This is a genomic window from Paractinoplanes hotanensis, from assembly GCF_023717965.1.
Taxonomy (GTDB): Bacteria; Actinomycetota; Actinomycetes; order Mycobacteriales; family Micromonosporaceae; genus Actinoplanes; species Actinoplanes polyasparticus.
The window spans coordinates 65,499-86,534 of record NZ_JAMQOL010000003.1 but is presented as its reverse complement, the minus strand read 5'-3'; the positions used below and the strand labels follow the sequence as shown (position 1 = coordinate 86,534).

Sequence of the window (21,036 nt, the reverse complement as noted above, 5' to 3'; positions counted from 1 at the left end):
CGGTTCTATTCAACGTTGTGAACATCCTGGGTCACTTCTGCCGGGGCGTCCATATCTTTCAATGTTTCAATCCAAACTTTTGTCCGTCTGGGCAAAAGCGACGGACCAAGCCGGGTGGCGGCTTGGTCCGTCGGGCTGTGGCGCGCGGGTCAGGCAGCGGGCAGGATCAGCACCTGGCCTGCGATGATGCGGTCGGGGTGGGTCAGGATGGCGCGGTTGAGGGCGAAGATCTCGGGCCAGCGGTCGGCGTCGCCCAGTGTGGCCCGGGCGATGCCGCTCAGGGTGTCGCCGCGCTGGACCGTGTGCAGGCGCGGGATGTCACCGACCGGCCGCAGCGGCGGCAGCACGAAGACCTGGCCCGCGAAGATGCGGTCGGGGTCGCGGATCAGCGCCTGGTTCAGCGCGTAGATCTGCGGCCAGCGGTCGCCGTCGCCCAGCTTCGCCTCGGCGATGCCGAAGAGGGTGTCGCCTTCCTGCACCGTGTGGGTCGCGGGAGTGACGGCCCCGGCCAGGACGCCGGCCAGACGGAGGATGTCGGCCAGCTCGAACGCGCCGGGCTTGGCCGACGGCAGCGACGGCGTCCAGCCGGGCTGGGCCAGGATCGAGTCGGGGCTGCGGCGCACCAGGCCGACGAGCACCTCGGCGATGAGCGTGCTGCCGACCGGGCCGAGACGATTGCCGTTGCCCAGCACCTTGGCCTCGGCCAGGACGTAGTACCAGAGCGGCGTACGGAACTGGAACCCGCCCGCCTCCAGCGCGAGACGCTGGTCCTCGCCGGCGGCCTCGAGGATCTCGTCCTTGGTGAGCACCGGGGCGCCGATGTGCTCGGCGACCGCCTGACCGGTGGGCAGGCGCAACCGGTAGCCGCGCAGCAGGTTGCGTACGGCGAGGCGGGCGGCCAGGTCGGGCTGCTCCGGCTGGCCGGTCACGTCCTGCAGCGCGAACAGCGCCTGGAACCGGTTGTTCTTGACCGCGGCCAGGCTGGGATCGAGCAGTCGGGCCAGGCTGATGTCCGGGTCGTCGCCGATGATGTTCTCCCACTGGATGATCCAGTTCTCCGGGAGCGTGTCGAAGTCGCCGAGGCCGTCACTCAGCGCGGTGAAGGTGAAGAGCAGGTCGAGCGTCGCCGGGATCCCGCCGCGCAGGTTGAAGTTGTCGTTGAAGTGGTAGGCGAAGCGCACCATCGAGTGGCCGAAGCGGTAGCCGGCGACCGAGAACTCCAGCGGCATGAACGACGGCTCGCTCAGCGGGTCGAACCAGCGGTTGCCGTTGGCGACGATGTCGTCCACGACGGCCGGGTCGGCCACCCGCTTGAGGAAGTCCTGGATCACCACGTGCTGGTAGTGCTGGCGCAGCACCCGGCGGGCCTGGTCGAAGGAGAGCCCCTGGTCGGCCAGCGCGTTGTGAGCCCGCAGGAATGCGGTGTGCAGCTGGCCGATGATGGTGTTCTCGTCGTTGCGCGGGTCGCCGATCACGGCCGCGCGGTCGTGATCGATGTTGCCGGGGCTGCGGCCCTCGCGGGGCAGGTCGTGGAAGTCGTCGCCGGCCTTGCTGTCGGGACGCTTGCCGGGCGGGGTGGTCGAGCCGGTCGGCGACACCTTGCCGACCAGCATCTTGTTGCCGTCGGCAGGGTCGCGCGGGGCCGGCAGCCCGTACACGCTGTCGAGGTCGAGCGCCGGCGTGCGCTGGTTGAGCAGGGCGTTGCGGATGGCGGCCACGCCCAGCGGCACCATCGCCGGGTCGAGCAGCTGGGCCATGGTGGCCGAGCCGAAGCCCTGCTGGATCTCGAGCGTGATGTCGTGGTCGACGAACTGCCCGAAGTAGGTGTATGCGGCGGGGATGTCGCTGTCCTGGCCCACCACGTCCGTGTCGACCATGGCGTTGCCGAGGTCCTTCAGCAGGCCCGGGGTGTTGGCCGCCTGTGGCAGCAGATTGGCCTCGTCGTCCTGCAGGCCGGGGAACAGGAAGTCGAAGCTGTGCCCCTCGACCGGCCGGACCAGCGAGAATGCGCCTGCGCTGGTGGCGGCGGCCTGGGCGAGACTTCGTTCTGCGGTTTCGAGATCGTTCTGCGTGATCGACTTTCCGTGTCCGAGTCGCGGCATGGTCACTTCCCCCTGTGACGAGATGACTGACGGCTGCGGTCACGGTAGGTAGTCAATGTGGCCGAGGCAGGCGGAAAACCGACACTGACGGATCAGGTGCACTTATCGTCATCTCGCCATCGGGGACGTCAGTAGCCCGAGGGCAGTCGCGGGGTGTAGTGCTCCTCGAGGGCCGTGACCTCGTCGTCGGTCAGCTCGAGGTCGAGGGCCGCGACCGCGTCGGTCAGGTGGTGGGGCTTGGTCGGGCCGACGATCGGCGCGTCGACGACCGGGTTGTGCAGCACCCAGGCCAGCGCCACCTGGGCCATCGGCACGCCCCGGGCCTCGGCGACCCGGCGGACGGCCTCGACGATGGGCTTGTTCTCGTCGCCCTCGTACCGGGCGTGCATCGGATCGACCTTGGCCCGCTGAGTGCTCCGCTCGTCCCACGGGCGGGCGAGGCGGCCCTTGGCCAGCGGGCTCCACGGGATCGAGCCGACGCCCTGGTCGGCCAGCAGGCCGAACATCTCGCGCTCCTCCTCGCGCTGCACGAGGCTGTACTGGTTCTGCATCGACACGAACCTGGTCCAGCCGCCGCGGTCGGCCGCGTGCTGCAGCTTCGCGAACTGCCAGGCCCACATGGACGAGGCGCCGAGATAGCGGGCCTTGCCCGAGCGGACCACGTCGTGCAGCGTCTCCATCGTCTCCTCGACCGGGGTCTCGGGGTCGAAACGATGGATCTGGTACAGGTCGACGTAGTCGGTGCCGAGGCGGGCGAGCGACGCGTCGATGTTCTCCAGGATCGCCTTGCGGGACAGCCCGGAGCCGCCGGGCCCGTCGTGGAGCCCGAAGAACACCTTGGTGGCCAGCACGATCGAGTCGCGGTCGGTGTACTTGCGCAGGGCCCGGCCGACGATCTCCTCGGAGCTGCCGGCGCTGTAGATGTTGGCCGTGTCCCAGAACGTCACGCCGAGCTCGACGGCCTGCCGGAACAGCGGCTCGGCCGCCTCGTCGCCGAGGGACCACTGGTTGGCGCCCCGGTCGGGCAGGCCGAAGCTCATGCACCCGAGCGCGATCCGGCTGACCTTGAGACCCGAGCTGCCCAGACGTGTGTATTCCATGATTTCAACCTATGCCCGTCCGGTGCGGGCCCCGCGGCCCGCACCGGAGAGGGCGTCAGGGCGTCAGAAGTCGTCCGGGGTGCGGATCCGGTCGCGGATCCACACGCCGGCCTCCTTGAGGCGGCCGGTGCCGGAGTAGGCGCCGGCGGCGCACGTGCCGGTGGTGAACACCGCGCCCGTCCGGCCGTCGTCCGAGTAGTTCCAGTTGGTCCAGCTCACCTTGTTCTGCGCCATCAGGTCGAGGTATCGCTGGGCCTGGACGAAGTTGTTGCCGCCGTCGCCCGAGGCCTGCTGGGTGCCGAACTCGGTGACGAACAGGGGCAGCTTCGCGATCGCGTCGCGGAACGTGCTGAGGTAGTAGTCGTCGTGCGAGGCCGCGTAGAAGTGGAACGTGTACATGATGTTCGCGGCGTTCACCGGGTCGGCCAGGATCCGGGCCACGCCCTGACCGTCGCCCGAGGCGCCCAGCGACGACCAGTCCTCGGTGCCGACGAGCACGACGCCGTCCGGGTCCTGGGCCCGGATGACCGGGATGATCTGGTCGGCGTACGACTTGATGGACGACCAGTGCACGTCGCTCGGCTCGTTCGCGATCTCGTACAGGATGTTCGTCTTGTTCCTGTGCCGCGCGGCGATCTCGGTGAAGAAGGTCCGGGCGCGCGCGAGGTTGAAGTTCGGGTCACCCGGCGAGAGCATGTGCCAGTCGACGATCGCGTACATCCCGCGCGCGGTGGCCTTCTCGATGTAATCGTGCACCTTGGCCGTGAAGCCGGCCGGGTCGGTCTCGTAGCCGCCCTCCTGGATGTACATCGAGATCCGCAGCACGTCGGCGTTCCACTCGTCGGCCAGCACGGTCAGCGAGGCGTCGTTGACGCAGCTCGAATACCACTGCAGGCCGTGCGTGCTCATGCCGCGCAGCTGGATCGCCTTGCCCTGCGCGTTGCACAACTGCCGGCCGCAGACCTTCAGCTGGCCGTTGCGGGCGACCGGCGTGGCGCCGGCCGGCGGCGTGGTGGTGGGCGGCGTGGTGGCCGGGGGAGTCGTCGGCGGGGTGGTCGTGCCGGTGCAGGACACGCCGTTGAGCAGGCAGCCGGTCGGGCTGCCGGCGCCGGCGCCGACGAAGCCGAACGTCACCGCCGCGCCCGGGGCGATCGTGCCGTTGTACTCACGGTTCCTGAACGTATAACGCCGGCCGGACTGGGTGAGCAGGGAATCCCAGTACGAGCCGACGCTCGTGCCGGACGGCAGCGTGAACTCGACACGCCAGCCGTTGATCGGGGTCGAGCCGCCGTTGGTGATCGTGTACTCGCCCTGCCAGCCCGATCCCCAGTCGGAGACCTTGGCGAACGTGGCGGTGGTGGCGGCGGCGGAAGCGGGGGAGACGGCGAACAGGGACAGGCCGGCGGCGACGACCGCGGCCGCCATGGCCAGTAACAGGGAACGGGAACGGCGCATTGACGTCCTCCACCAGGTCGGGGAGAACGATTATTAATTAAGTTAACTAACGTTGTCTAGGGTAGATGAGTATCGATGTGTTTCGCGAGCTGGGCGCGCCACGACGGCCAGTCGTGCGGCGTGTCGGCGTCCCACAGGTCGTACTCGTGCCGGATGCCTTTGACCGCAAGCAGTTCGGCCATCCGGGGCGTCGACGCGAGCGCGCCGGTGGTGTCCTCCCACCGGCCCTGGCCGCAGACCAGCAGGATCGACAGCCGCTGGCGGAGCCAGTCCAGGTGGTCGCCGTGCAGGTGGGCCACGTAGTCGGCCGGATTGTTGAAGTAGACGGCGTCGCCCCGCTCGCCCCAGCCGTTCCAGCTGCCCGGGTCGTAGTTCCCCGAGAAGCACAGGGCCGTCGGAAACAGGTCGGCTCGGCGGAAGGCGAAGTTCAAGGCGTGGTACGCGCCCAGCGAGCATCCGATCGCCCCGAGTTCCGCCTCGTCACCGCAGTCGGCGCGCACGTGCGGCACGACGCTCTCGAGGATCCACGTCTCGTAGCCCGCGTGCATTCGCGCCCGTTCCTCGAGCGGCAGGTGGTGGGCCGACCACGTGCCCGCGTCGAACGAGTCGACGCAGTACAGCTTGAGCCGCCCGGCCTCGATCAGCGGCTCGACGGTGTCCACCATGCCGTTCGCGGCCCACTCCCACGCGTTGCCGCCCTCAGTGGGAAACACGATCATCGGCCGGCCCCAGTGACCGTAGGCGGCCACGGTCCCGCTCGCGCCGTTCGAAGCTTCCAGCTCTACGGAGTAGTGGCGCATGAATGACCAGTCTGCCGCACCGGCCGGCGTTGTGACATTTTCCGTAGTGATCCGCGTCATGGCCCACGGGCGCCCGCCCCGACCGGTCCGGCCCGGGGCGCTCGTGAGCAACCACCGGTTCGCAGGCAACTGCCAGGCACTCTTGAGAGGTTGTCGGGAGTGCGCGGGCACGGTCGCGGGTAAGGAGCCAGGCGGCTGGGGCCCACCACAAGATCACGTACGCTTTCGGGCGATCCGTGCGCGGGTGGCGTACTGTGCCGAGTCGCTGTGCCGCTTGCCGTTGAGAAAGGTGTCTGGAGATCCGTGACTGTGGGTGACCGGATGAAGAATCGATCGTTCGCCGGCAAGGCCGGGCTGCTGCTCACGTGCGGCCTGCTGACCGCCGTGGTGGTTTCCGCCGCCTCGTTCCCGGCCGTCGCGCTCGGCGGCCTGGTGGCCAAGGCCGGCGCCGAAGGCTTCGCCGCGATGCCGAGCACGATCGAGCAGCAGTCCGCCCCGCAGGTGACGCGGGTCTTCGCGAGCGACGGCAAGACGCAGATCGCCGTCCTCTACGACGAGTTCCGCAGCGACGCGCCGCTGAGCCAGATCAGCCAGAACATGCAGAACGCCATCATCGCCGCCGAGGACCACAAGTTCTACGAGCACAACGGCGTCGACGTGAAGGGCATCGCCCGCGCGTTCGTCAACAACAGCCAGGGCGGGTCGCAGCAGGGTGCCTCGACGCTGACCATGCAGTACGTGCGCATGGCCCAGGCGTACGGCGCGAAGACGCCGCAGGAGGCGATCGACGCGACCAAGGACAGCCCCGAGCGGAAGATCGCCGAGATCAAGTACGCGCTGCAGATCGAGAAGGATCTCGACAAGAAGGAGATCCTCCGGCGCTACCTGAACCTCGCGCCGTACGGCAACGGCGCGTACGGCGTCTACGCCGGCAGCCAGGTCTACTTCAACAAGTCGCCCAAGAACCTGACCATCGCCGAGGCCGCGCTGCTGGCCGGCATGGTGAAGGCGCCGTCGGCGTTCGACCCGACCACCAAGACCGGCTACCCGCAGGCGCTCGACCGGCGCAACTACATCATCGACAACATGGTCGCGCTCAAGCAGATCACCAAGGCCGAGGGCGACGCGGCCAAGAAGACGAAGCTCAAGCGCACCGCCAACCGGCCCGGCAACGGCTGCACCTCGGTGTCGGTCAACAGCTGGGGCTTCTTCTGCGACTACTTCTACCGCTGGTGGATGGAGCAGAAGGCGTTCGGGGCCAACGCGTACGAGCGGGAGCGTCAGCTCAAGACCGGCGGCTACACGGTCGTCACGTCGCTCGACATCAAGGCGCAGACCGCGGCCCGCAAAGAGATCACCAGGAAGATCGACGACGACAACAAGAACGCCGTCCTGATCGCCGGGATCGAGCCCGGCACCGGCCACGTCAAGTCGCTGGCGGCCAACCGCAAGTTCAAACTCGACGACGGTACGAACCCCAAGAGCTCGAACCCGCAGGCGCGCAAGGCCGGCGCCCGGGCCACGTACCCGAACACCACCAACCCGATCATCACCGGTGGCGGCGACATCAACGGCTACCAGGCCGGCTCCGTGTTCAAGATGTTCACCATGGTGGCCGCGCTCGAGAACGGCTACGAGCTCGACCACCAGATCACCTCGGGGTCGACCTACAAGTCGAGCTACCCGATCGCGGCCGGGGCGCCGGCCGCCTGCCCGGGCACGACGTTCTACTGCCCGAGCAACGCCTCGCCCAACGAGAAGGGCACCTTCAACATGTGGACCGGCTTCGGCAAGTCGGTCAACACCTACTTCGTGCCGCTGCAGGAACAGGTCGGGGCCGAGAAGGTCGTCGACGTGGCCAAGCGGTTCGGCATGCAGTTCCGCTCGCAGAGCGAACGTGATCTGGTCGACACTCCCGAGGCCGCGCACAACTTCGGCGCGTTCACCTTGGGCGTGACCACTTCGACGCCGCTGGACATCGCCAACGCGTATGCGACCCTGGCCGGCGACGGCATGTTCTGCGCGCCGACGCCGATCCGGCAGATCACCGCGGCCGACGGCTCCAAGCTGAAGACGGGGCAACCGTCCTGCCGGCGGGTCACCGACGCCGACGTGGCCCGCAAGGCGCTCGACGCGGCCCGCTGCCCGGTCGGCGACCGCGCCCAGCTGGGCAGCTGCGGCGGCGCCACCGAGCCCAACGCCTACCGCACGATCGGCCACCCGGTGTTCGGCAAGACCGGCACCACGGACGCCGACAAGACGGCGTCGCTCGTGGTGGGCTCGCGCAGCATGGTCGTGGCCGGCTACCTGGTCAACCCCGACTGGGCCAACCACACCGACCGCATGCGCCACAACATCATCAACCCGGTCGTCTACCGCACGCTCGCCGACTACATGGAGGGCGCGGAGCGTCAGGAGTTCAAGAAGCCCGGCGAGTAGCTGTCGGATCTGGGATGCACCCGGTGAGCTCGATCGCCGGGTGCACTTGGATGGCCTCATGGGTTTCCGACGTGTCTCCGACATCGACTTCGACCGGCTGACCGGCGACCGCGCGTTCCATCCGTCACCGCCCGCCTGGGAGGACGAGGTCCTCTACTTCCTGATGCTCGACCGGTTCGCCGACGGAGACGACACGACGCCGTTGCTCACCGAAGCCGACCGGGACAGCGCCTGGCGTACGGCGGAAAGCAAGCAACAGTGGCAGCGGGCCGGCACCGAATGGGCCGGGGGCACGCTCGCCGGCCTGCGCGGCAGGCTCGGATACCTGAGCCGGCTCGGCGTGACCGCGGTGTGGATCAGCCCGATTCTCAAGCAGGCGCCGCGGACGAACAGCTACCACGGCTACGCCACGCAGAACTTCCTCGAGGTCGACCCGCACTTCGGCCGCGCCGACGAGCTGCGTGACCTGGTCGCCGAGGCGCACGGGAGGGGCATCCGCGTCATCCTCGACGTGGTGCTCAACCACGCGGGCGACGTCTTCGCGTACGAGGAAGGGGACGTCCGCTGGGACGGCCGTACGCACGCGGTGGCCGGGTTCCGCGACGCTGATCGGGCTCCGACATTGCCGTTCGGCCCCGTCGACCCGGCTGCGGGTCCGGACGCCGCGGTGTGGCCGGCCGAGTTGCAGAACCCGGGCACCTTCACCGCCAAGGGCCCGATCAGCAACTGGGACTGGCACCCGGAATACCTCGAGGGCGACTTCGAGGGACTGAAGGACATCGCGCTCGGCTCCGGCCCGGCCGACGGCTACCGGCCGTCGCCGGCGCTGCGGGCGCTGACCCGGGTCTACCAGTACTGGATCGCCTTCGCCGACCTCGACGGCTTCCGCGTCGACACGGTGAAACACATGGACCCCGGGGCGGCTCGGTACTTCGCCTCGGCCGTCCACGAGTTCGCGCAGTCGCTCGGCAAGGAGAACTTCTATCTGATCGCCGAGATCACCGGCTCCCGCGAGTTCGCGTACCGGACGCTCGAACAGGTCGGGATGGACGCCGCGCTCGGTCTGGCCGACGTCCAGGACCAGATGGAATGGCTGGTCAAGGGCTTCCGGGACCCGCGCGAATACTTCGGGCTGTTCCGCGACTCGCTGCAGCTGGGCAAGGACTCGCACACCTGGTTCCGCAACCGGGTGGTGACCGCGTTCGACGACCACGACCAGGTGCGCAAGGGCACGAGCAAAGCCCGGTTCGCGGCCGACGACCTGGGTCGGAAGCTCGGCGTCGCGGCGATCGCGTTCAACGCCGCTACGCTCGGCATCCCGTGCCTGTACTACGGCAGCGAACAGGGTCTCGACGGCAGCGGCCCCAGCGACCGCTACCTGCGCGAGGCGATGTTCGGCGGCGAGTTCGGCGCCTTCCGCAGCCGGGGCGCGCACTGCTTCGACGAGAACAGCCGGACGTACGCCCAGGTCTCGCGCATCCTCGCCCTGCGCCGCCGCCTGCCGGCCCTGCGCCGGGGCCGGCAGTACCTGCGCCCGATCTCCGGCGACGGGGTGAACTTCGGCTACCCGCAGCTGTTCGGCGGCGAGATGCGGTCGGTGCTGGCGTGGTCCCGCCTGTTCGCCGGCGCCGAGGTGGTGGCGGCCATCAACACGGATCCGGATCACCCCCGTACGGCGTGGGTGACGATCGACGTCGACCTGCAGCCCGCGGGCGGGAAGCTGACCTGCCTGTTCAGCACGGACCCGGGGCAGGAGGGCTCGCAGCTGCCCATCGAGCCCCGTAACGGCAAGGCCGTCGAGGTGACGGTGCCCGCCGCGGGCTTCGTGGTGTACGGCTGAACGGACTTCACGGGGCCCTGGCCACCCGCCACGACCGGCGCGACGTCGACCACGGGGATTTGGCCGATGCCGCGATGCGTCGGTGAGGCGCTCATGCCCCGACGCTAACGGCTCCCGCGGGCCCGCGCTCGGTGAGCAGCCAGAGCCCAGGACTTCGGGTGGGCGCTGTGCCGGCGCAGGCGGGCGTGGGGTAAGCCTTGATCATGACACGTCGGCTCACGCTTCTGTTCGCTGTGGCCGCGGGGGCGGCCGTGGCGAACCTCTACTGGTCGCAACCGCTGCTCGACCTGATCGCCGACGATTTGGACGCCGGGCCGGCCGCGGCCGGGTGGCTGATCACCGCGACCCAGCTCGGGTACGCCGCGGGCATCCTGTTCCTGGTGCCGCTGGGCGACGTCGTCGAACGACGCCGTCTCGTGCGGACCGTTCTGTTGTGCTCAGCCGGCGCCGCGCTGCTGTGTGCCGTGGCGCCCTCGCTGGGGCTGCTGATGGGGGCGCTGGTCCTGCTCGGGGTGACAACCGTGTCCGGGCAGATCCTGGCGCCGCTGGCCGGGGATCTGGCCGACGACGCCGAGCGGGGTCACGTGGTCGGCACGGTGATCTCGGGAATTCTGGTCGGCATCCTGATTTCCCGTACGGTGGCGGGGTTCGTGGCCGGAGTGGCGGGGTGGCGGGCCATCTATGTGGTCGCGGCCCTGATCGCCGTCGGCTCGGCGGTGGTGCTGTCGCGGCGCATCCCCGTGCTGCCGGCGCGGGAGCACATCCCGTACTGGAGCCTGATCGCGTCCGTCGGTCAGGTGCTGCGGCGGGAACGGACCGCGCGGTGGACCGTGGTGCTGGCGGCGACGGCGTTCGGCGCCTTCACCATGTTCTGGACGGCGTTGACGTTCCTGCTGAGCGGCCCGCCCTATCACTATTCGGTGCAGGCCATCGGATTGTTCGGGATCGCGGGGCTGGCGGGCGCGCTCGCCGCCCAGCGCGCCGGGCGGCTGCACGACCGCGGGCTGTCCCTGCCGGCCACCGGCGTCGCCTGGGCCCTGCTGCTGGTGGCCTTCGGGCTCGCGCTGGCCGGACGGAACTCCGTCGTGACGATCGTGATCGCCGTCGTGCTGCTCGACGCGGCGGCGCAGACGATCGGCATCCTCAACCAGACGCGGCTGTTCACGCTGTCGCCGGGGGCCCGTAGCCGGCTCAACACCGTCTATGTCACCAGCAACTTCCTCGGCGGCGCTGCCGGTTCGGCGGCGGCCACCCTGCTGTGGTCGGCCGGCGGCTGGGCCGCCGTCTGCGTGGCCGGCCTGGCCGCGTCCGGCTTCGCCCTGACGGTGTGGGCCGTCGGCCGTCGCGGGGCTCTGGTCCCGGGCTGAGGCACTACACCTGGTCGATGGTGAGCAGGCCGTTGGTGAGCACCGCCGGGGTCAGGTGGCGGTAGCCGACCGAGTCGAACAGCACCGAGATCTCGTGGTCGTCGCGGGCGAGCAGCAGGCCGGAACCCCAGTACTTGTGGGTGACGCGCGTGCCGTCGCCGGTTGTCGGTGACCACGACGGGCCCGGGGGCGGGGCGTCGTCGTCGTTGTCGCAGTTGCCGCAGGGGGCGGCGTAGTGCTCGCCGAAGTAGGCCAGCAGCTCGGCCCGCCGGCACCGGGTGGTCTCGGCGTAGTGGCGGGCCGTGTCGATCTGGCTGGCCAGGATGGTCTGGCGCCGGTCGCCCGAGGCCAGCACAGCGTCGCGGGCCGAGGCCGGCACCGGGACGCCGACCGTCACCTCGTCATGGCCGGACGGGGTCAGGAAGTGCTGCTCGACGAGCTCGGCGGCGACCCGCTGGGCGGCGGCGTGGCTGACCCCGGCCGCCCGGGCCACGTCGGCCAGCGCCACCCGGCCGTGGGCGGTCTCGAGCTGGTCGACCACGGCGGTGACGGTGTCGGCGGGCACCCGCGCCCGCGCGGCCAGCAGCCGGGGGATCCGCATCGCGCGGCTGTCGTGCACGAGCACGGCCGCCCCGGGCCGGCCGTCGCGGCCGGCCCGGCCCACCTCCTGGTAGTACTCGTCGAGGCTGCCGGGAACTCCCGCGTGCACCACCGTACGGATGTCGGGCTTGTCGATGCCCATGCCGAAGGCGCTGGTGGCGACGACGATGTCGAGCTCGCCGGCGAAGAACGCGTCCTGGACGCGGCTGCGCTCGGCGGCCGGCACCCCGGCGTGATAGGCGGCGGCCTTGTACGAATCCCTCCGCAACCGTTCGGTCAGCTCCTCGCAGTGGGCGTGGGTCAGCGCGTACACCAGGGCCGGTGTCTCGTGGGCGAGCATCACCTCGACCGTACGATCCTCGATCGCCTGCGCCTCGGGCCGGTCGGGCCGGGTGAGCCGCACCGACAGGCTCAGGCTGGGGCGGTCGAAGCCGGCCACGATCACCTTCGGGTCGGTCATGCGCAGCCGGCGGGTGATGTCGGCCTGCACGGGCGGCGCCGCGGTCGCGGTCAGCGCCAGCAGCGGCGGCCGCCCGAGCGTTTCGGCCACGTCGGCCAGGCGCAGGTAGTCGGGCCGGAAGTCGTGGCCCCACTGGCTGATCAGGTGGGCCTCGTCGATCGCGATCAGCGTCACCGGGCGGCTGCTGCCGGCGATCGCGGCCAGCGTCTCGTCGTTGGCCAGCTGCTCCGGTCCGAGCAGAACGAAGTCGGCCGACCCGTCGCCCACGGCGGCCAGCGCCTCGACCCGTTCGGCGTGCCGCAGGCCCGAGTTCAGCATCCGCGCCGCCACGTGCCGGCCGGTGAGCGAGCGCAGCTGGTCGCGTTGCAGGGCGACCAGCGGCGAGACGACGACCGTCAGGCCGCCGCGGGCCAGGCCCGCCACCTGATAGATGGCGCTCTTGCCGCTGCCGGTCGGCAGCACGGCCAGGGTGTCCCGGCCGGCGGCGGACGTGGCCGCCGTTTCCTGCTGGACGGGCCGGAGGGTGAACCCGAGCACCGACTCGGCGATGGCGTTGACGTCAGACACCCGGTAAGTGTGGCCTACGGTCGCGGCGGTCACGGCAACGAAGCTGCACCCGTGGCCCTCTCCGACCGTCACCGGCCGGACCGATAGGAGCTTTCGACCGGCTCGACGGGCCGGCTGAAACGGGGGAGACAGCGATGTTCCATTACCTGACCGCGTGGTTGCAGTCCCACCTGCCGGCGAAGGACGAGGAGGGCGCGACCGCCGTCGAGTACGGCCTGCTCGTCTCGCTGGTGGCCGTCGTGATCATCGTCGGCGCCACCGTGTTCGGCCAGCAGATCAGCGACCTGTTCGGCGCCGTCGCCGGAAAGATCAAGATGCCGTGAGCTCGCCGGGCCGGCCCCGCGGGGCCGGCCCCGCGACGAATGAGGTGGATGTCGGTATCGACCTCTTTCGCCACTACTCGGGGTTCTGTTTCCGCTGCCGTCCGTGAAGCATGGCGGTCATGGCGGCGTGACCATCCCGGCCGCCGGTCCGACGATGGGAGGCAACGATGCCAGCCAATCGCGCGGTGGTCTACGAGGGCCCCGGCACCGTCGAGGTCCATGACATCGACTACCCGACGTACGAGCTGAAGGACGGCCCGGGCGTCAACAAACTGAACATCGGCCGCAAGGTGCCGCACGGCGCCATCCTCAAGACGGTCGCCACCAACATCTGCGGCAGCGACCAGCACATGGTCAGGGGTCGCACCACCGCCCCGCACGGTCTCGTGCTCGGTCACGAGATCACCGGCGAGGTCGTCGACGTCGGCCCCGGCGTCGAGTTCATCAAGGTCGGCGACGTGTGCTCGGTGCCGTTCAACATCGCCTGCGGGCGGTGCCGCAACTGCAAGGAGGGCAGGACCGGCGTCTGCCTGAACGTCAACCCCGACCGTCCCGGATCGGCCTACGGCTACGTCGACATGGGCGGCTGGGTCGGCGGGCAGGCCGAGTACGTGCTGGTGCCGTACGCCGACTGGAACCTGCTGAAGTTCCCCGACCGCGACCAGGCCATCGAGAAGGCGCTCGACCTGGCCATGCTGGCCGACATCTTCCCGACCGGCTACCACGGCTGTGTGTCCGCGGGCGTGACGACCGGCTCGACCGTCTACATCGCCGGCGCGGGACCGGTCGGCCTGGCGGCGGCCACGTCGGCGTGGCTGCTCGGCGCCGCGGTCGTCATCGTCGGCGACCTGAACGAGGAACGTCTGGCCCAGGCCCGCAGCTTCGGCTGCGAGACGGTGAACGTGGCCCAGAGCGACCCGGTCGAGCAGGTCTCCCGGATCCTCGGCAGCGACGCTGTCGCGATCGGCGAGCCGCTGGTCGACGCCGCGGTCGACGCGGTCGGGTTCGAGGCCCGCGGGCACGGCGAGAACGCCGGCGTCGAACAGCCGGCCACGGTGCTGAACTCGCTGATGCAACTGACCCGCGCGGGCGGCGCGATCGGCGTTCCCGGCCTGTACGTCACCGGTGACCCGGGCGGCGTCGACGAGGCGGCCAAGGTGGGTTCGTTGTCGCTGCGCCTGGGGCTCGGCTGGGCCAGGTCGCACTCGTTCGTGACCGGCCAGTGCCCGGTGATGAAGTACAACCGGAGCCTGATGATGGCCATCCTGCACGACCGGGTGCAGATTGCGAAGAACGTCAACGCCGTGGCGATCCCGCTCGAGCAGGCCCCGGAGGGCTACCGGGACTTCGACCAGGGCGCGGCCAAGAAGTACGTCCTCGACCCGCACGGCATGGTCGGCAAGCGGTAGGCCCTGCGCGGCTCCGGCTCGTCACCGGCGAGCCGGGGCCGCGACCGGTTTCGCGGTACGCAGCGCGGTGGCGCAGCGGGCGATGAACAGCCACTGCGCGACCGGGACGAGCGGGCCGGCCAGCCGCGCCACCAGCAGGACGGGCTGCGAGCGTACGGTCACCTCGAAGCGCACTGCCCCGTCCGGGGCGAGCAGCACGGTGAAGCTTTCGTCGCCGGCGAAGGTGTGACCCGGCAACGCGACGTAGTGCATCATCGTGCGGTCCGATCGCCGGACCACGTCGGTCACCCGGCACGGCTCGTGAACCCGCAGGCGGCCGAAGCCGAGCGAGGAAAGCATGTGCAGCCCGGGGGTGGCCGGGGGAGTGGCGGGGTCGACCCGGGCGCCCGAGCGGCGGTGCATGTCCCACGTGAGGAGCGCGTCCGACGCCGCCTCGAAGCGGCCGCGGCCGGCGCCGATCCGGTGCGACCAGGTGTGCTGCGACCAGGGCTGGTCGCGGCCGGCCCAGGCCACGACAAGGGCGGCCAGGACGGCGGCCGCGTTGAGCACGCCGTGGGTCAGCACCATCCAGGTCAGGTCGAGGTGGGGCAGCCCGGTGACCTGTCCGGCCGCGTAGAGCAGGGCCAGCGACATCGTCACCAGGCTGAGGGCGAACAACCAGCGGGCGCCGCGGCCCGCGTGAGTGGCCAGGGCCAGCCAGAGCCCGGCGGTCAGCACGCCGGCGCCGACCAGCTCGACGACGTCGCCCGCGGCGCCGCCGATGAGAAAGCCGATGCCCACGATCGCCACGCCGACCGGCGCCGGCAGGCGGTAGCGGGACCTGGTCAGCGCCAGCAGCAACAGCGCGCCGAAACCGGCCACGTGGAAGTGGGCCGCGGTCAGCCCCAGGACGCCTGCCGGGAAGCCGAGCAGCGCCACCCCGGCCCGCTCGGCGAGCAGCCCGGCCGCGGCCACCGGCAGGCACGCCGCCGCGAAGGCCACGAGCCGTTGCTGCCGAAGCACCACTGGCACCGCGAGGCAGGCGGCCAGGTAGGGAAGGCAGAGCAGCGCCGCTGTCACCCCGCGTGGCAGAGCGAGCGCCACCGCGGCCGGCACGGCGACGACCGGCCACCACCGTACGAGCTGACGCCCGCGGCCGAGCGCGCCCAGCGCGAGCGGAACGAAGAGCAGAACGCACACCGCCACCACGAGGTGCAGGACTGCCCAGCCCGGTCCGGTCAACCTGTCCATGGGTTCCTCGCTCTCTTGAACGCGTTCAACTTAGCACGGTGGTGCGTGGGATCGGATGTCGGAGGACGCGGCGAAGGTGGCGCGGCACAGCGCCGAGCTCATGCTCAGCCGGTTGGGGCAACCACGAAGAAGCGCCCTCCGACGGGTGTCGGAGGGCGCTCCTGCTGGTGATGGTCAGCGGGCACAGATGGCGTATCCACGCAGACGCCAGGAGCCGCTGAGGCCGTCAGCATCCTCGACGGCGTGGATCGAGGCGCCCCGGCCGGCCTTGCCCAGCCGGTGGACGTGCGTCTCGCCGGCGCCGCCGCCGCTGGGGCCGGTGATGTCGAAACCGAGGCTGTGGACCTGTTCGGTCGACGGGCACTGCGGCGTCGCCACCTTGACCGGATCGGTGTCAAAGCCGTCGGCCGCGCCGACCGGATGCTGGCCGGCGACCGGGTTCATGCACACGGCGGTCGCGTAGGTGCGCCAGTTGCCGCTGAACCCGGTCTGGTCCTCGAACCCGGTCGCGGTCACCTCGGTGCCGGCCGAGTTGGGCCGGATCCCGGTGAGCACGACCTGGCTGCGGTCGGACAAGCTGCTGTACCACCCCTCGCCGCCCATTCCGATCAGGTGCTTGCCGGGGCTGCAGACAGCTTTCGCCTCGAGGGTCTTCGGAGAGCCGAAAGCGGACTGGTCATTCTTGTACTCGAGGCCGGGCAGCGAGGCGGTCGGCGCACAGATCGCCGTGCCCTCGATCCGCCAGTTGGCCGTGGCGCCGGTCTCCTGCTCGCTCGCGACGATGCCGAACCCACTGCCCGAGGAGCCCGAGCCGCTCGGCACCGCAGCAAGGATGCGTACCTGGTTCGTTCCGTAGATGGAGGCGGTACCGCCGATCGCGCTGTGGAACGGCGGGCACTCGACGCTGAGCTGCTTCAGCGCCACCGAGTTGTACGCGGAGACCTCGCCGCGTTCCACCACGCCGCTCACCGCCGACGCGGGGGACGAGACAGCGGCGATGCTCGTGGCCGCTCCGGTGAGCATCGTGGCCGTCAGGATGACCCGGCGCCATCGGTGGGTTGCCGGCCGGTTTCCGCGGCGCGGTGGATTGGAGCTGGTGCCAGTGGTCGTAGTCGACAACGGACTGTCCCTTTCTCTCATGGTGGTCGTTGCTGATGTCCACTGTTCCGGCGGGCACTCGCAGCCCTCTTCCACAGCGCTCTCACGCCGGTGTCACCCCTCCGACAGCCGCCGGACAGGCCGGCTCCGCCTCGGGTGTCCGCTCCGCCGACAGGACCCGGATCACCGCGTCCACGGTCAGCAGCTCGCCCGCGCGCACCAGATCGCGGTCGGCGGGCCGTCGGGTCATCTCGCTGTGCGCCGCGTCGAACTGGCGCCGGATCCACGGTGAGAGGGTCAGCTGGAAGCGTTCCAACTGGCGTTGCGCCGCGCCCAGCACGAGCGCGGCCGCACGGTTGCGGCCGCCGCGGAACAGCGCGCAGGCGCAGCCCACGATCGCCTCGGCCACCCAGCGCCGCTGGTCGGTGCGTGCGACCTCGTCGGCAAAGGTCTGGAACCACCGCAGGGCGGTCACCGGGTCGCCGGTGGCGAGATGGGCCCAGCCGAGCTTGATCCGGTATCCCAGCAGCCCGTCCGGGATGTTCCGCAGCTCACGGAGCCCGCTGTTCAGCACCTCCACTGCCACGAGACCCTGGCCGGCTTCGATGAGCGCCTGTGCCGCGTTGGTGCGGGTGCCGGCCCGCAGCGCGAGCGAGTCGACGTCGTCCAGCATGGCCAGCGCTTCCACGGCGACCTCGGCCGCGCGCGCCGGGCGGTCCGCCGCGACGTACGCGTACGCCAGGTAGCCCAGCGCCTCGGGCAACCGGCGCGGGACACCCGCCCGAGCCGCCCGGACCCCGGCCTCGGCGCACCGCACGGTCTCCTGGGCGTCGCCGCGGTCGTCCGCCAGCGCCGCGCGCAGAGCTTGCGCGGTGAGCAGCCAGTCCTGGTTCCCTGCCGTCGCGAGCACGGCTGTGCCGCGCGAAGCCAGCTGGGCAGCCTCGTCGAGACGGCCGAGGTTGCGCAGGAACGCCGCGTGCAGCACGTCGGCACGTGCCCGCCACGACGGTGAGCCCGCGAGGCGAACCGCGATCCGGTCGAGCCACCCCAGGGCCGGCTGCGGTAGTTCCCGCCAGAGCCAGTAGAGAACCATCGCGATGGCCAGGCCACCGAAGTCTCCGTCGTCACCGGGATGTGCCATGCCGTACCGGAGTGCGGCGAGGAAGTCCGGGTAGCCGGTCTCGATCCGGCCGAGCAACTCGTCGTCGAGGAACTGCGGATTCCGGCACTGGCCGGCGTGGTACCGAAAGTGGGCGATGCGCGCGGCGGCACGCTCCTCCTGGCGCCGCTGATCCCGTTCCAGGTACGCGGAGATCATCTGCGGGACCGAGTACCGAACCTCTGACCCGCCTCGATGTGCAACCAGCAACCCGAGGGCGGTGAGCCGCTCGACCGCCGTTTCCAGCGTGGAGTCAATGCCCGCACATACCGCCCGCGCGGCGGCGATGCCGAACGGGCCGCTGAACGCGCACAGCCGCAACAGCACGCCCCGCTGCTCGGATCGCAGCCGTTCGTAGCTCCATCCGATTGAGGCGGCCAAGGGGCCGGCCACGTCGTGTGCGGCTGCGGACTCCCGCAGCGACCGCATCAATCGGTCAGCCATATCGTCGATCGATCGGTGGGCGGCGAGCGCGGCGGCCATTTCGATGGCCAGTGGCAGCCCGCCCAGTTCTCGGCACAACTGGCCGATGCGGGACACCAACGCCTGTCCATCCGGCCACGCAGCGGGGAAGGGGCGGGGAATGCGCTCGAGGAACAGCGTCACGGCCGCGCTGCCGACCACATCGTCCGAATCGGCGTCCACTGCCGGCACCGGCAGCGTCCGCACCGGAAACTCGATCTCTCCCGGCGCCGCGAGCCGCTCCCGGCTGGTAACCATCGCCACCGCGCCAGGGCAGCGGGACAACAGATCCACCAGGAAATCCCGGGCCGGCAGCACCTGCTCGAAGCCGTCCACCACGATGAGCAGTTCCTCCGAGCCGACCGCCGCGGCGACGACCGCCGTCGGGTCCTGCCCCGCGCGGCCGGCGCCGTGGGCGCGGGCGAAAGCGTCCGGCACGTCGGCCGCTGTGCTCACCTGCGACAAGTCCACGAACACGGCGGCCGCATTCCACTTGCGGCGCGCCACCTCGATGGCGAGTCGTGTCTTGCCCACCCCGCCGGGGCCGGTCAGGGTGATCAGCCGGTGCCCGCCGCCGAGCATCTGGACCAACTGGCCGGCCTCGGCTTCCCGGCCCACGATCGGGGACACCGGCTCGGGCACCGCCGTGACCGTCGGCGGTGCCCGGCGGGGCTGCTCGACCGGGTCGGCGGACGCGCCTCGCGCTTCCTGGGCGATCAGCCGTTCGTACGCCGCTTCGATGGCGGGGCCCGGGTCCAGGCCGGTCTCGTCGATCTGCGCCCTGCGGTAGGCGTGGTACTGGGCGACCGCCTCGGCCGTGCGGCCCTCGGCGGTGTGGGCGCGCATCATCAGGATCCGGGACTGCTCACGCAGCGGGTCCTCGGCGACAGCACGGCGCAGATAGGCCGACGCGGTGGCGGTGTCACCGGCGTCCAGCAGTCGTGCCGCGGCCCGTTCCATCCAGGACAGCTTGAGTTCGGTCAGCCGCCGGGCCTCGTCCCGCAGGGCGGGGATGTCGCTCATTCCCAGGTAAGCCTCGCCGCGCCAGAGCGCAAGCCCGGTGGCGAGCAGATCCGGCACGGCCGCCGGTTCGCAGTCTTCCACCCGGGTGCGCGAAACCAGCGCCTCGAAGGCCAACGCGTCAAGGTCGGACGGCTCCGCCAGCAGCACGTAGCCCGGGCCCCGGCGTTCCAGCCGCAGCCCCGTGGCGGCCAATGTCCGGCGCAGCCGCCAGACCTGGCTGTGCAGCGCTGCGGCCGGGTCCCGCGGCCCATCCCCCGGCCACAACAACTGCACCAGCCGGCCGGCCGGCACTATCCGCTGGACTCCGGCGCACAGGAGCGCGACCAACTGCTCCTGGCGGCGCCCGCCGAGGGCTATCGGATCGCCGTCCGCCCCGGTCAACTCGACGGGACCGAGGACCCGCAGCCGCGTGGTCAACGCTCCAGCCGGTACAGGCGGAAGCAGGCGTCCTGGACCGGTAGATCGACGCTGCGCGTGAAGCCTGCCTGAGCCGCCCACCGGTGAAGCGTGCCCGGACGCAGCACGGTGCCGGTGGCGACGGATCCCCGGTCGGCCAGTTGGCTCGGCAGGCAGTGGGTGACGCTCCAGCCGTACATCATCCGTTCGACCTCGGTGCCCGGAGCGGTGAAGCGGTCGGCCACGCGTTCGTCCACGATCAGCACCACGCCGTCCGGCGCCAGCGCTGCCCGGGTGGCCCGCAGCGCCTCCACCGGCTGGGGCATGTCGTGCAACGCCTCGAGGAAGAGCACCAGGTCGTACGGGCCTTCGTCAGCCGCCCGGGCGACGTCGGCGTGCACGAAGCGCACCCGCCCGTCGAGTCCGGCGTCCGCGGCGTTGCGACGCGCGTCATGGATCGATGCCGAGTCGGCGTCGATGCCGTCCACCCACGCGCGCGGAAACGCACGTGCAAGCGACTGCACGGACCAGCCCTGCCCGCAACCGACGTCCGCGATCCGGGGGCGGGACGCCGACTCCAGCCGCGACACCACGTCCGGCATCGCGCCCAGCCATGCGGCGGGCAGCTGATGGGTGAACGCCGGCCGGTTGATGTGGCCTTGGCCGTACCGGAACGCCGGACCGTACGCCGCGTAGGCGACGCCACCACCCTCACGATAGGCGGCGGCCACCGCGGGCAGGACACTCCCGATGCCGGCCAGCAGGTGTGCGAAGGGCGCGACGTGCGCTGGATCGTCGACGTCGACCAACACCCGGGCGTGCTCGGGGTCCAGTCGGTAGCGGCGGTCGCCGGCATCCGCCCCCGAGCCCGGGGCGGCCGGTTGATCGACAGTCAACAGGCCGGCCACGGCCTGCTGCTCGAGCCACTCGACGGCATAGCGGGAAGCGATTCCCGCCCGTGCGCTCAACTCGGCTGCGGTCAGCGCGCCGTCCCGGCTGAGCGCACGGTAGAGCCCGAGCTCCACGCCGAGGTAGATCGAACAGAGCTCCAACGCCGAAACCGTCGCCGAGAACAGGCGATCTACGAGTTGGCCGGTGAGGTCGGTCGTCGTGGTGTCCAACGGAGTGTCCCTTCTGGGCGAGATACCGGATACCTCGGATAGTGGCCGGTGCCCGCCCGAGCCGGTATGGGTGGCGGCACCCACC

14 protein-coding genes are annotated in these 21,036 nt (G+C 70.7%); 5 read left to right on the top strand and 9 right to left on the bottom strand.

All coding sequences use genetic code 11. From position 1 onward, the window contains the following. Nucleotides 1–149: 149 nt before the first annotated feature. The 4 genes from LXN57_RS02230 to LXN57_RS02215 form a co-directional block, all read right to left on the bottom strand. Nucleotides 150–2,102 carry a LysM peptidoglycan-binding domain-containing protein gene (locus tag LXN57_RS02230; RefSeq protein ID WP_251796283.1) on the bottom strand — a complete coding sequence of 651 codons (1,953 nt, stop codon included), beginning with the start codon at nucleotides 2,100–2,102 and terminating at the stop codon, nucleotides 150–152. Nucleotides 2,103–2,230: 128 nt separating this feature from the next. Next, nucleotides 2,231–3,202 (bottom strand): aldo/keto reductase, encoded by a 972-nt coding sequence (locus LXN57_RS02225; RefSeq protein WP_251796282.1) that lies wholly within the window; start codon nucleotides 3,200–3,202, stop codon nucleotides 2,231–2,233. Between the two features lie 63 nt (nucleotides 3,203–3,265). Beyond that, nucleotides 3,266–4,657 carry a cellulase family glycosylhydrolase gene (locus tag LXN57_RS02220; protein ID WP_438872819.1) on the bottom strand — a complete coding sequence of 464 codons (1,392 nt, stop codon included), beginning with the start codon at nucleotides 4,655–4,657 and terminating at the stop codon, nucleotides 3,266–3,268. A 56-nt stretch (nucleotides 4,658–4,713) separates the two neighbouring features. Continuing rightward, the gene (locus LXN57_RS02215; protein ID WP_251796281.1) at nucleotides 4,714–5,457 is read right to left on the bottom strand and encodes an esterase family protein; all 744 of its coding nucleotides are present in this window, start codon (nucleotides 5,455–5,457) and stop codon (nucleotides 4,714–4,716) included. 321 nt (nucleotides 5,458–5,778) lie between these two features. On the opposite strand from LXN57_RS02215, the gene LXN57_RS02210 reads away from it, so the two are divergent. The 3 genes from LXN57_RS02210 to LXN57_RS02200 all read left to right on the top strand — a co-directional run bounded on the left by LXN57_RS02210 (nucleotide 5,779) and on the right by LXN57_RS02200 (nucleotide 11,103). Next, a complete protein-coding gene (locus LXN57_RS02210; protein WP_251796280.1) occupies nucleotides 5,779–7,896 on the top strand; it encodes a transglycosylase domain-containing protein in 2,118 nt (705 codons plus the stop codon). 58 nt (nucleotides 7,897–7,954) lie between these two features. Further along, nucleotides 7,955–9,736 carry an alpha-amylase family glycosyl hydrolase gene (locus LXN57_RS02205; RefSeq protein WP_251796279.1) on the top strand — a complete coding sequence of 594 codons (1,782 nt, stop codon included), beginning with the start codon at nucleotides 7,955–7,957 and terminating at the stop codon, nucleotides 9,734–9,736. 203 nt (nucleotides 9,737–9,939) lie between these two features. Then, entirely contained in the window at nucleotides 9,940–11,103 is a 1,164-nt protein-coding gene (locus LXN57_RS02200; RefSeq protein WP_251796278.1) for an MFS transporter, read from the top strand. Between the two features lie 4 nt (nucleotides 11,104–11,107). On the opposite strand, the gene LXN57_RS02195 is transcribed toward LXN57_RS02200, so the two are convergent. Further along, nucleotides 11,108–12,730 carry a RecQ family ATP-dependent DNA helicase gene (locus tag LXN57_RS02195; RefSeq protein WP_251796277.1) on the bottom strand — a complete coding sequence of 541 codons (1,623 nt, stop codon included), beginning with the start codon at nucleotides 12,728–12,730 and terminating at the stop codon, nucleotides 11,108–11,110. Nucleotides 12,731–12,864: 134 nt separating this feature from the next. Here LXN57_RS02195 and LXN57_RS02190 point away from each other — a divergent pair, with 134 nt between their 5' ends. Both LXN57_RS02190 and fdhA read left to right on the top strand, forming a co-directional pair. Then, nucleotides 12,865–13,053: a Flp family type IVb pilin gene (locus LXN57_RS02190; RefSeq protein ID WP_251796276.1), complete on the top strand. Its 189-nt coding sequence runs from the start codon at nucleotides 12,865–12,867 to the stop codon at nucleotides 13,051–13,053. A gap of 167 nt (nucleotides 13,054–13,220) precedes the next feature. Next, the gene (gene fdhA / locus LXN57_RS02185) at nucleotides 13,221–14,462 is read left to right on the top strand and encodes a formaldehyde dehydrogenase, glutathione-independent (protein ID WP_251796275.1); all 1,242 of its coding nucleotides are present in this window, start codon (nucleotides 13,221–13,223) and stop codon (nucleotides 14,460–14,462) included. A gap of 21 nt (nucleotides 14,463–14,483) precedes the next feature. On the opposite strand, the gene LXN57_RS02180 is transcribed toward fdhA, so the two are convergent. The 4 genes from LXN57_RS02180 to LXN57_RS02165 all read right to left on the bottom strand — a co-directional run bounded on the left by LXN57_RS02180 (nucleotide 14,484) and on the right by LXN57_RS02165 (nucleotide 20,951). Next, nucleotides 14,484–15,692, bottom strand: a complete 1,209-nt coding sequence (locus tag LXN57_RS02180) for a YndJ family transporter (protein ID WP_251796274.1) — start codon at nucleotides 15,690–15,692, stop codon at nucleotides 14,484–14,486. A gap of 174 nt (nucleotides 15,693–15,866) precedes the next feature. Then, a complete protein-coding gene (locus tag LXN57_RS02175; protein ID WP_251796273.1) occupies nucleotides 15,867–16,715 on the bottom strand; it encodes a hypothetical protein in 849 nt (282 codons plus the stop codon). A gap of 178 nt (nucleotides 16,716–16,893) precedes the next feature. Continuing rightward, nucleotides 16,894–19,851: an AfsR/SARP family transcriptional regulator gene (locus LXN57_RS02170; protein WP_251796272.1), complete on the bottom strand. Its 2,958-nt coding sequence runs from the start codon at nucleotides 19,849–19,851 to the stop codon at nucleotides 16,894–16,896. Beyond that, nucleotides 19,848–20,951, bottom strand: a complete 1,104-nt coding sequence (locus tag LXN57_RS02165) for a class I SAM-dependent methyltransferase (protein ID WP_251796271.1) — start codon at nucleotides 20,949–20,951, stop codon at nucleotides 19,848–19,850. The genes LXN57_RS02170 and LXN57_RS02165 overlap by 4 nt, the downstream gene beginning before the upstream one ends. Between the last annotated feature and the right edge of the window lie 85 nt (nucleotides 20,952–21,036).

Coding starts and splice junctions, on each gene's coding strand:
- LXN57_RS02175 (WP_251796273.1), bottom strand. CDS start 16,715: ATGCTCACCGGAGCGGCCACGAGCATCGCCGCTGTCTCGTCCCCCGCG.
- LXN57_RS02215 (WP_251796281.1), bottom strand. CDS start 5,457: ATGCGCCACTACTCCGTAGAGCTGGAAGCTTCGAACGGCGCGAGCGGG.
- LXN57_RS02225 (WP_251796282.1), bottom strand. CDS start 3,202: ATGGAATACACACGTCTGGGCAGCTCGGGTCTCAAGGTCAGCCGGATC.
- fdhA (WP_251796275.1), top strand. CDS start 13,221: ATGCCAGCCAATCGCGCGGTGGTCTACGAGGGCCCCGGCACCGTCGAG.
- LXN57_RS02200 (WP_251796278.1), top strand. CDS start 9,940: ATGACACGTCGGCTCACGCTTCTGTTCGCTGTGGCCGCGGGGGCGGCC.
- LXN57_RS02220 (WP_438872819.1), bottom strand. CDS start 4,657: ATGCGCCGTTCCCGTTCCCTGTTACTGGCCATGGCGGCCGCGGTCGTC.
- LXN57_RS02180 (WP_251796274.1), bottom strand. CDS start 15,692: ATGGACAGGTTGACCGGACCGGGCTGGGCAGTCCTGCACCTCGTGGTG.
- LXN57_RS02230 (WP_251796283.1), bottom strand. CDS start 2,102: ATGCCGCGACTCGGACACGGAAAGTCGATCACGCAGAACGATCTCGAA.
- LXN57_RS02205 (WP_251796279.1), top strand. CDS start 7,955: ATGGGTTTCCGACGTGTCTCCGACATCGACTTCGACCGGCTGACCGGC.
- LXN57_RS02210 (WP_251796280.1), top strand. CDS start 5,779: ATGAAGAATCGATCGTTCGCCGGCAAGGCCGGGCTGCTGCTCACGTGC.
- LXN57_RS02190 (WP_251796276.1), top strand. CDS start 12,865: ATGTTCCATTACCTGACCGCGTGGTTGCAGTCCCACCTGCCGGCGAAG.